The 11,012-nt window shown below is 74.3% G+C and carries 5 protein-coding genes and 1 pseudogene; 4 read left to right on the top strand and 2 right to left on the bottom strand.

Annotated elements, in window-relative coordinates; all coding sequences use genetic code 11:
• Positions 1-60 precede the first annotated feature (60 nt).
• The gene (locus BJP40_RS14065) at positions 61-1,434 is read left to right on the top strand and encodes an SWIM zinc finger family protein (protein WP_226962499.1); all 1,374 of its coding nucleotides are present in this window, start codon (positions 61-63) and stop codon (positions 1,432-1,434) included.
• 514 nt (positions 1,435-1,948) lie between these two features.
• Entirely contained in the window at positions 1,949-3,595 is a 1,647-nt protein-coding gene (locus BJP40_RS14060; protein WP_071280658.1) for a DUF5691 domain-containing protein, read from the top strand.
• A gap of 504 nt (positions 3,596-4,099) precedes the next feature.
• On the opposite strand, the gene BJP40_RS14055 is transcribed toward BJP40_RS14060, so the two are convergent.
• Positions 4,100-4,516 carry a cobalamin B12-binding domain-containing protein gene (locus BJP40_RS14055; RefSeq protein WP_071264759.1) on the bottom strand — a complete coding sequence of 139 codons (417 nt, stop codon included), beginning with the start codon at positions 4,514-4,516 and terminating at the stop codon, positions 4,100-4,102.
• Between the two features lie 957 nt (positions 4,517-5,473).
• Between BJP40_RS14055 and BJP40_RS14050 the strand changes: the two are divergent.
• Together BJP40_RS14050 and BJP40_RS14045 are read left to right on the top strand one after the other, a co-directional pair.
• Positions 5,474-6,157: pseudogene (locus BJP40_RS14050) on the top strand (esterase/lipase family protein); the annotation flags it as partial.
• Positions 6,158-6,379: 222 nt separating this feature from the next.
• On the top strand, positions 6,380-8,044 hold the full coding sequence (locus BJP40_RS14045) for a M23 family metallopeptidase (protein ID WP_371258639.1): 1,665 nt from the start codon (positions 6,380-6,382) through the stop codon (positions 8,042-8,044).
• A 104-nt stretch (positions 8,045-8,148) separates the two neighbouring features.
• Here BJP40_RS14045 and pcrA read toward each other — a convergent pair whose 3' ends face one another.
• Complete coding sequence (gene pcrA, locus BJP40_RS14040; RefSeq protein ID WP_071280656.1) at positions 8,149-10,623, bottom strand: DNA helicase PcrA; 2,475 nt, start codon at positions 10,621-10,623, stop codon at positions 8,149-8,151.
• Positions 10,624-11,012 lie beyond the last annotated feature (389 nt).

Genomic DNA, 11,012 nt, shown 5'->3' with positions numbered 1-11,012 from the left:
CCCGCGTGCGGCACCGGCTCGGCGGCCTGATTGTCAGTGGCGGGTCCTACGGTCGGAGACATGAATCAGCAGGGGGTGCGCTGGACGGCGGATCAGGCGCTGGCACTGGCTCCTGACGCCGCGACAGGCAGGGCGGGCAGCAGACTGGACGTGGCGGGTGCGTGGTCGGGGGCGGGGTGCAGTGACGCGGGGGTCGTCTGGGGCTTGTGCGAGGACGGCGGCGGCGTGCCGCACCGGACGGTGGTCGACACGGCCGGCCCCGTGTACCGGTGCAGTTGCCCGCACCGCGGGTCGGCGTGCCGGCACGTGCTGGGGCTGTTGCTGCGGTGGGCGGCAGGACCGTCGGCGGTGCCGTCCGGCGCGGCGTCCCCGGAGTGGGCGGAGCGGTGGCGCGAGGAGCTGTGCGCGGGGCCGGGTGCGGCGGGGGGTGCCGTAGCGGCCGGTGCGGTGGGGCCGGCCGGTGCCGGCGTGCGCGGGCCGTCGGACGTACGGGCGGCGCAGCGGCGGGCGGCGGCCCGGGCGGCCCGTGTCACGGCGGGGGCGGAGGAGTTGGAGCGGCGGTTGTCCGATCTGCTGCGGGAGGGCCTGGCATCGGCGGGGCATGCGGAGTCGGGGGTGTGGGAGGAGACGGCACGCCGGATGGTCGACGCGCAGGCCCCCGGTCTGGCGGGCCGCGCGCGGGACTTGGCCGCGATACCGGATTCAGGGCCGGGGTGGCCGGTCCGGATGCTGGAGGAAAGCGCGTTGACGCACCTCCTGGGCCGGGCGTGGCTGTCCGTGGACCGGTTGCCCGACCCGCTGGCCGCGACGGTACGCACCCGCGTGGGCCTCCCGGCGACGGCCGAGGGCCCGGCTGTCCGTGACCGGTGGCTGGTTCTCTGCCAGTACGACACCCCGGACGGTCGGCTGACGACCCGCCGCATATGGCTGTACGGGGAGGGGTCGGGGCGCACGGCTCTGCTGCTGTCCTTCGGGGCGGCGGGCAGAGCACCGGAGCTGGCACTTCCGGTCGGTGCGGTCCTGGACGCGGAAGTCACGTCGTATCCGGGGGCGGGCCGGCTGCGGGCGGAACTGGGACGGCAGTTCGCGGCCCCCGCCCCGGGGGAAGCGCCCCCGCCGGGGGGAACAGCCGGAGACGCGTTGCACGCGTACGGCCTGGCCCTGCGTCAGGACCCGTGGCTCGACTCCTGGCCGGTGACCCTGCGGGACTCCGTACCCGCCCCGACGGGTGGTGGCGGCTGGCAGTTGGCGGACGCGGACGGCACCGCGGCCCTGCCCCTGAGCCGCGCCGCGGTCTCCGGGCAGGGGCTGTGGCGACTGGCGGCCCTGTCGGGAGGAGCACCGGTCACGGTGTTCGGCGAGTGCGGCCACCGCGGGTTCACGCCCCTGGCCGCCTGGGGCCCGGATGCTTCCGGTCCGGTCTCCCTCACCTGACGCCGCCGGTCCGGTCCCTTCGGGAGCGGCCCGGCACGAGTCGGCGCGCCACCGGGGCGGACACACCCGCCACCTTCGTTCCGGCAGGGCGCGTCGGGAGGTGGCGCCCCGACCGCCACGTGCAACCACGGAGACGACAAGAGAGAAGAAAAGGGGATACGGCAACCCGGCAGACACCCCGCAACCGCCCCCGGAAACACCACTGCCGCACGGACACCACACACGACCACGCAAACACCACCGGCTCACGGACACCCCACATGGTCACGGAACGCCACGCCTCACGGACACCCCACACAACCCGGGAACACGACCGTCTCACCGATGCGCCTCCACGGACCTCCTGTGGCCGGCCGGGCCCGCCCCTGCCGTCTCCCTCGTGCGCCGCACGCCCCCCGGACGCCCCGGGCTCACCCCCTTCGCACTCGGCGCAGGCACGACGACCCCGCCGCCACCGCGGGCGCCACAAGCCCGCCTTCACCGCTTCCCCGCCCCCTGACCCCCGGGAGTAGAGATGACCGCGACCGCGTGGGAAGACCTCGTGACGTCGGCGCTGCTCGGCACCGAGCGCCGCCCGCCGGGGCCCGGCGTCGCCGCCGACGGGCAGGAGGCGCCGGAGGCCCTGCTCGACGCGGCCGCGCTGGCGACGGTGCGGCGGCGGGCCGGGCTGCGTCCCGCGGCAGCGGTACCGCTGCCGGAGCCCGCACCGGGCGACGGCCGGCCGTCGCTGCCCGACGCGGCGCGCCGGCGGCTCGCGCAGTTGCTCGCCGACCGGACCGGCGGGGGCCACGGTGGTGGCCGGCGGGGTGCGGCCCCGGATCTCACGGAGTTGTTGCCGCAGTGGCTGGCCGCCGCCAACCGGCACGGCTACCGGGCGCCCGCCGCCCTGCTGCCCGCCCTGCTGGACGCGGCCCGGGCCCGCACGGACCTGCGGCCGCAGGTGTTGGCGTTCGCCGGGCCGCGGGGCCTGTGGCTGGCCCGGCTCAACGAGGAGTGGCGGTTCGCGCTGCGGGGCTCGCACGGCGGGTTCCCGCTGCCGGACGCGGCCGATGCCGGACAGGTCCGGCGGCTGTGGCAGGAGGGGCTCTTCGCGGAGCGGGTGGCGCTGCTGGAGACCGTCCGGGCCCGCGACGCGGCGGCGGCCCGCGACCTCCTGGACTCCACGTGGGGCGAGGACGGGGCCGACGACCGGCTGATGTTCCTGGACGTGCTGAGGAAGGGGCTGTCACCCCGGGACGAGCCGTTCCTGGAGCGCGCCCTGGCCGACCGCAGCCGCACCGTACGGGCCACGGCAGCGGAACTGCTCTCGGCGCTCCCCGGGTCGGCGCTGGCCGGCCGCATGGCCCGGCGTGCCGCGACCTGCGTCGGCCTGGACCACACCGGTGACGGGGCGGCGATCGCCGTGGAGGCGCCGCACGAATGCGACGCGGCCATGCGGCGCGACGGTGTCGAGGCGAACCCGCCCGCGGGGCGGGGCCGCCGCTCGTGGTGGCTGGGTCAACTGGTACAGGCGGCCCCGCTGGCGGTGTGGACGGACCGTTTCGGGGGGCGCACCGCCGAGGAGATCGTCGCCCTTCCCGTCGCCGACGACTGGCGCGAGGAACTGCACGCCGCGTGGTGCCGGGCGGCGGTCCGGCAGCGGAACGCCGAGTGGTCCCGCGCCCTGCTGGGGCCCGCGCCGGCACCGCTCGCCCCGACCGGGGCGCGGCCGTCGCTGCTGTCGACGCTGCCGGACGCGGAACGGGCCCTGTGGGTGTCGCGCTTCATCGCCGTGCACGGCCTGTCGGAGGCGTTCCAGACGCTCGGTGCGTGCTCGGTGCCGTGGTCGGGCCCCCTGGCGCGTGCGGTCGTCGACGCGCTCGACAGCGCACGGGACGCGGGCAGCTACCCGTGGAGCTTCAGCGGGGTGATGGGCCTCGCGGAACGATGCCTGGACCCTGCGGAGGCGGACCGGCTCGCACCACTCACGGTGGTGCCCGACGAACCGGAGGGTGCCTCGCCGGGCGCCGGCGGCTACTGGTCGGAGGCGTTCCGCCGCCTCGTCGCGACGCTGCGCCTCAGAGGGGCCATGCACGCGGAGCTGGCGCAGCCGTCGGAGCCGCCTTCTCGGCCGCCGGGCTCCGAGCCGCACCACGAGGGCCGCGACCACGCGGAGCCGTGAATCCGGGGAGTCTCCGCTGCCGGAACCGAGCGCCCCGAGGGGGTCCCTGCACGGAGGTGCCCGCTACGGACACCCCCTCGCAGGAGCCCGTCACTGGGCGGCGGGGGGCGCCGCGGGACCGTGTCCGCTGCGGACGGTCGGCTCGGCGCCGTACAGGGGGCGCCGCCCGCGCGGCAGGGCCGGCACCGCACGGCGGGCCCACGACCGCTGTGCGAGGGGCATACCGCCGTGTGCGGGACATGCGCGCGGAACGGTCGCACGCGGTGCAGTGCCCCGGGACCGCGACGGACCGCCGTACCGGGCCGGCCGGGGAAACCGATGGTGCCTGGCGCCTGTCGGGTACCGCTCTCGCATCTCGTACGGCGGCGCCACGAGGACCCCGAGGCCGCGCCGTACCGCGGCGGCGAGCCGCCCGGGCTCCACGGGGTGGCTTCCGGGTCGTCCCCCCGGTGTTGTCCGCAGAGCCTCGGGGGGGCGCTGTGGACCCGGCGGTGCCCGTACGGGTCAGGCGGCGTCGGCGGGGTGCCGGACGTGCGCGTTCACCCAGTCGACGATCGACGCGGTCGTCGCCCCGGGGGTGAAGATCTCCGCCACGCCCTTCTCCTTCAGCGGCGGGATGTCCGCCTCGGGGATGATGCCCCCGCCGAAGACCAGGATGTCCTCCGCATCCCGCTCCTTCAGCAGCTCGATGACCTTCGCGAACAGCGTGTTGTGCGCACCCGACAGGATCGACAGACCGATCGCGTCCGCGTCCTCCTGGATAGCGGTGTCGACGATCTGCTCCGGCGTCTGGTGCAGCCCGGTGTAGATGACCTCCATACCGGCGTCCCGCAGCGCACGCGCGATCACCTTCGCGCCGCGATCGTGGCCGTCGAGACCCGGCTTGGCAACCACCACGCGGATCGGACCGGTCACACCCATCACTGCCTCCAGATGCGTCCCCCGTACCTGTATGCCGGGGAGGTGAACGAACGTTATCTACAGCATCCCGCACCCGACAGTTTCACGGCGGGCAGCGAGGGGGAAATCACACGTGGGACACGTTCACTCTGCGTCGTACCCGCGTCAGGCGGACCCTCGGTCACGGCTGGGACGGACGCAACAGGAGCCTCGACGAGGTGTCGTATCCCCGTGCCGACAGCCGCGCGGCACGGCGGTACGACCCATCCCCACCACCTCGCCGACGGCCCCGCCCTGAGGGCATACGGGGGGTCGGAGCCGCCCTCCGTATGCCCCTCCGCTCCGGAGGTCGAGCCCGTGAAAGCCCTGCCCTCATGCGTACCCGTGGCCAAGGCGACCGCCCTGGAGGTGGCCGTCCTGGCGCTGCACCTTCTGCTGTACCCGACCGGAGTAACCCAGGAGCGCCGTGTGCCGTGCCGGGACGGCGGAGCCGGCGGCCTCGTCGCCCATGACGACGGGGCCCAAGGCGACGGGCCGGGGGACGACGGGTCGCGAAGCCCCGAGCCTCCGGACCACCGGCCGCCGGGTCACCAGGCCCCGGGTCACCAGACGGCGGACCACCGGCTGCGGGACGACCGGCCGCCCCGCGGAAGGGTGCGGCACGGGACGGCGCAGCCCGGAGGCTCACCCCACGAAGCCCGGCAGCAGGGGGCGCCGAGCCACGCGCACCCGCCGGCCGACCGCGGAGAACCGCGCCACGAGCACCGGGCGGAGGGCCCCGCCCCGCGAGGGCTCCAGGCGCAGAACCTCGCACCACAGGGGCGCGAAGCACGGGACCGCGCAACGCGAGAACGCACGGCGCAGGACTTCGCGGTGCGAGGGCTCGGAGTGCACGGCCGTGCGGATCGGGACCGCACGGCGCAGGCGGGCCGGGGCCGTGCCGCGCAGCAGGGCGGGGACCGGGAGGCGGACGATCGGCCGCCTGCTCCGGGCACCGGGGGGCCGGGCGGTCGGCCGCCGCAGTGGGCGCCGCCGCCGGTCGTGCTGCTGCACGGCCTCGTCGACAACCGTTCCGTGTTCGTGCTACTGCGCCGGGCGCTCGGCCGCGGGCGGCACGTCGAGGCGCTCAACTACTCGCCCCTGACCTGCGACCTGCGGACCGCCGCCCGGCAGCTGGCCCGGCACGTGGAGGACGTCTGCGCGCGCACCGGCCACCGGCGGGTGGACCTGGTGGGGCACAGCCTCGGGGGGCTGGTGGCCCGCTACTACGTCCAGCGGCTGGGCGGCGACGAGCGCATCCGCACGGTGGTCACGCTCGGCACACCGCACTCCGGGACGGTCGCCGTGCCGCTCGCCGGGCTCCATCCGCTGGTGCGGCAGATGCGGCCGGACTCCCCCGTCCTGCGCGAGCTCGCCGGGCCCGCCCCCGGTTGCCGCACCCGCTTCGTCAGCTTCTGGAGCGGGCTCGACCACTGGATGGCCCCGGCCGAGTCCGCCCGGCTGCACCATCCGGACCTCACGGCGACCAACGTGGAGGTGATCGGAATAGGCCATCTCGCGCTACCGGTTCACCCCGCGGTCTCCGCGCGGGTACGGGAGGAGCTGGACGCCTGGCCGAGCACGGCAGCGAGCGGAGGTTCCGCTTCCGTGTCTGTGGCGTGAAGACGCCACCTTTTCTCGAACACTTCTCGAACGTACCGCCAAGGCTCGGTGTGCGCTCCGCCGAAAGGCGGCCGAATGCCCGTTTCCGCCGGGCGTAAAACCGGTGGAAGATTGTCGCTCGCGCATACCGCCGGGTACAGTCGCGCCCACTGCTTCCCCTCTGGGCGTCCTCCGGGGGCCGTACCCAGACCTTGTCCTGCTGCCGAGGCGAGAGAGAAGTTGGTGAACGACCAGCACCCCCACGCCGACTGTCCCAGCCGCGGCGCTTACCCCACGGGCAGCCACGAGACGGGCGGGTACGACGCCGGAACGTACGGCACCGGCACCTACGACACCGGGGCGTACGCCACCGGCACCTATGACAGCGGGACTTACGGCACCACGGCGTACGACACCGGCGCCTACGCCACCTCCTACGACTCCGCTTCCCAGGGCGGCTACGACGCCGGGCACAGCGGCTCGTACGACACCGGCCAGTACGGCACCGGCACATGGGTCGGGGCCGCCTCGGCGACCACCCAGCACTGGGACGCCGGCGGCTACACCGGGCAGTGGGACGCGGGCGCGTGGAACCAGGCGCACGAGGCCCAACAGGCGGATGCCGCGCAGCAGTTCGCCCCCACCTCGGCCTACGACACCACCGGGCAGTGGTACGCCGGCGGACTGGACACGGGCTCCTACGACGCCACGGCCTGGGCCGACGCGCCGGCTGGCGCCGGGGCCGCGGACACCCCGGGCCTGGCCGACGGCCGGGCCGAGCACACCCCCGAAACGTTCGTGCCGGAGCAGTACGACTACGCGACGGCCGACCAGGCCGGACGGGCGGACACCACTTCGTCCGGGCGCGCCGCCGACGCCCCCGCCGGATCCGCGGGCGAGCACCCCGCTGACGGAAACGAGCAGGAAGCGCACTCCGACACGGCGCGTACGTCCGACTTCGGTGCGGAATACGCCGGTTACGGCGACGGCCACCCCTACGACTCCTCCGGCTACGGCTCCTCAGAGAGCTACGACGGCTACGAGGGTTACGGCGAGGGCACCGACCACGCGGACGCGGGCGCCGAAGAGACCGATCCCGAGCCCGTCGTGACCGCAGGATCCGCCGCGGCTGCCGCCGCCCGTCCCGTGCGCCGCGCCGGCGGCAGCCGCGGCCGGCGACGGCCCACCGCCAAGCGGTCGGCCCTGCTCACCGTGGCCGTCCCGTCGGCGTGCGTGATGGGTGTCGCCGGTATCGCCGCCGCGTCCGTGAGCGGCCTGACCACCGCGGACGGCAAGGAGGAGGCGGCATCGGTGGCCTCGGACGTGCCCCCGGTGAAGCCGGCCGTCGCCAACCAGGCCCTGGACACGCAGCTCGCCGCCCTCGACACCGGGGCCCGCGACTTCGGCGACCGCGCCAGCCGCACGCAGGAGCGGATCGACCTCAAGGAACGCCAGGAGGCCGAGCGCAAGAGGAAGGCGGAGGAGGCCGCGCGGCGCGAGGCCATGCGCCCCAAGTTCGCCCTCCCCGTGGAACTGCACCAGCTCAGCGCCCGCTACGGCCAGGCAGGCGTCAACTGGATGTCCCTGCACACCGGCATCGACTTCCCCGTCCAGTACGGCACGCCGGTGATGGCGGCCACGGACGGCACCGTGCGCACGCAGTGGAACAGCGCGTACGGGAACATGGTGATCGTCACCGCCAAGGACGGCACCGAGACGTGGTACTGCCACCTCAGCACCGCCAAGATCCGCTCCGGCCCGGTCAAGGCCGGTGACGTCATCGCGTACTCGGGCAACTCCGGCAACTCCACGGGCCCGCACCTCCACTTCGAGGTGCGCCCCGGCGGTGGCACCGCCGTCGACCCGGAGGCGTGGCTGAGGAGCCACGGCCTGAGCCCCACGGGCTGACCTGCCGCAGGCCGGCCCGCCACACCGGCGGGCCCGGTGGCGAACGGGGCGCCCCCGCCCAGGAGGCGCCCCTTCCCTCGTGAGCGGTGACCGCTCGGCCGCAGCTACAGCTTCTCGACCGGGGCGTACCGCAGCAACAGCCGCTTGGGCTTGCTGTCCCCGAAGTCGATCGTGGCCTGGGCGTCGCCGCCCGTGCCCGTCACCGCCGTCACGGTGCCGAGCCCGAACTGGTCGTGCGTGACCCGGTCGCCGACCGCCAGGGCGATCACCGGCCGGTCCGTCGTCCGCCGCGTCGCGAAGCCCGCCGGGCCGGAGCGGGCGCGCTGGGCCGACAGGGAGGCGGCCACGCCGGACGCGGGGGTGGCCGGGCCGCCCGCCGGGGCGCCGACCCTGCGGCCGGTGCGGCGCCAGTCCATGTGCTGCTCCGGGATCTCCTCCAGGAAGCGGGACGGCGGGTTGTACGCGGGCTGCCCCCAGGCGCTGCGCAGGGTGGAGCGGGTCAGGTAGAGGCGCTCGCGGGCACGGGTGATGCCGACGTAGGCGAGACGGCGCTCCTCCTCCAGTTCCTTGGCCTGGCCGAGGGCCCGCATGTGCGGGAACACCCCGTCCTCCATGCCGGTCAGGAACACCACGGGGAACTCCAGGCCCTTGGCGGTGTGGAGGGTCATCAGCGTGATCACGCCGTCACCCTCCTCGTCGCCGTCCGGGATCTGGTCCGAGTCGGCGACCAGCGCCACCTGCTCCAGGAACTCCGCGAGCGTGCCGGCGCCCTCCTCCTCACCCCGCTCCTGCTCGAACTCCAGGGCGACCGCCGCGAGCTCCTGGAGGTTCTCGATACGGGTCTCGTCCTGCGGGTCCGTGGACGCCTGGAGCTCCGCGAGGTAGCCGGTGCGCTCCAGGACCGCCTCCAGGATGACGGCGGGCCCCGCGCCGGACTCGACGATGGTGCGCAGGTCGTCCATGAGCTGGTTGAAGCGCTTCACCGCGTTCGTGGAGCGCGCGGCCATGCCGTACGCCTCGTCGACCCGCTTCAGCGCCTGCGGGAAGGTGATCCGCTCGCGCAGGGCGAGGGCTTCGACCATCGCTTCCGCGCGCTCGCCGATGCCGCGCTTCGGGACGTTCAGGATGCGGCGCAGCGGGACGGCGTCCTCCGGGTTGGCGAGGACCCGCAGGTAGGCGAGGACGTCCCGGACCTCCTTGCGCTCGTAGAAGCGCACGCCGCCGACGACCTTGTAGGGCAGGCCGACGCGGATGAAGATCTCCTCGAAGACGCGCGACTGGGCGTTGGTCCGGTAGAAGACGGCCACGTCGCCGGCCTTCGCCTCGCCCGCGTCCGTGAGCCGGTCGATCTCGTCGGCGACGAACTGCGCCTCGTCGTGCTCGGTGTCGGCGACGTACCCGGTGATGCGGGAGCCGGCGCCGGCGTTGGTCCACAGGTTCTTGGGGCGGCGGCTCTCGTTGCGCTCGATGACGGCGTTGGCCGCGGAGAGGATGGTCTGCGTGGAGCGGTAGTTCTGCTCCAGCAGGATCGTCGTCGCGTCGGGGTAGTCCTCCTCGAACTGGAGGATGTTGCGGATGGTCGCGCCCCGGAACGCGTAGATCGACTGGTCGGCGTCGCCGACGACGCACAGCTCGGCCGGCTCGGGGTCGCCCTCGCCGCCCGCCGTGCCCACGAGCTCCCGTACGAGCGTGTACTGCGCGTGGTTGGTGTCCTGGTACTCGTCGACGAGGATGTGGCGGAAGCGGCGGCGGTAGTGCTCGGCGACGTCCGGGAACGCCTGGAGCAGGTGGACCGTCGTCATGATGATGTCGTCGAAGTCCAGGGCGTTGGCCTCGCGCAGCCGCGCCTGGTACATCCGGTACGCCTCGGCGAGGGTCTTCTCGAATCCGTCGGCCGCCTGGTCGGCGAAGGTCTCCTCGTCGACGAGCTCGTTCTTGAGGTTGGAGACCTTGGCGCTGAAGGACTTCGGCGGGTACCGCTTCGGGTCGAGGTCCAGGTCGCGGCAGACCAGCGCCATGAGCCGCTTGGAGTCGGCGGCGTCGTAGATCGAGAACGAGGACGTGAAGCCCAGCCTCTTGGACTCGCGGCGCAGGATGCGGACGCACGCGCTGTGGAAGGTCATCACCCACATCGCGTGGGCGCGCGGGCCGACGAGCTGCTCGACGCGTTCCTTCATCTCGCCGGCGGCCTTGTTGGTGAACGTGATGGCGAGTATCTGCCCGGGGTGCACGTCCCGGGTCGCCAGCAGGTGCGCGATGCGGTGGGTGAGCACGCGCGTCTTGCCGGAGCCCGCACCGGCCACGATGAGCAGTGGCGAGCCGGTGTGGACGACGGCGGCGCGCTGCTGCTCGTTCATGCCCTCCAGCAGGGCCGCCGGGTCCACGACGGGGCGCGGGGCGCCGTCCCGGTAGTAGGCGTCCGGATCCGGGGGCAGGTCGAAGCGGCCCCCGAAGAGGTCGTCCGGGACCTCCTCCGCGGGCGGCGCACCGCCGTCGAGGTCCTCGGGCGGCGGGGGCTCCTCCGCGGAGTGGTCGGCGAAGCCCGCCAGGAAGCTGTCGTCAAAGAGGCTGCTGCTCATCGCCTATCGAGTCTAGGCCGCCCCACCGACACTGCGGTCCGGATCCGGACCACAGGACGGGAGAGGTGCCCGGACTCACAGGGCCCGGCCGCCGTCGCCCGTCTCCGTGCCCGCCTCCACGCCCGTCTCCGTGCCCGCAGCGCGCCTGCCCGTCCGCGCCGGGCCCGCACCCCGGCCGGCCGCCGGATCCGCCCCGCACCTGCCGGTCTCACTTCCGCCCGCAGGCCGAGCCTGCCGTGTCCGCGTTCGCCTCTGCACACACCTCCGCGCCCGACTCGTCACGGTGCGCAACGCTCTGGCGTGGCCTTAGTGAAGGAGCGAACGAACATCGAAAAGGTCACGGAAACGTATCGGGCATATCGTGCATCATCCTTCACAGCGCCACCACA

Source organism: Streptomyces sp. CC53 (assembly GCF_001865245.1).
Classification (GTDB): Bacteria; Actinomycetota; Actinomycetes; order Streptomycetales; family Streptomycetaceae; genus Streptomyces.
Note: the sequence above shows the minus strand (reverse complement) of the source record. Positions and strands in the feature narration are given on the sequence as shown.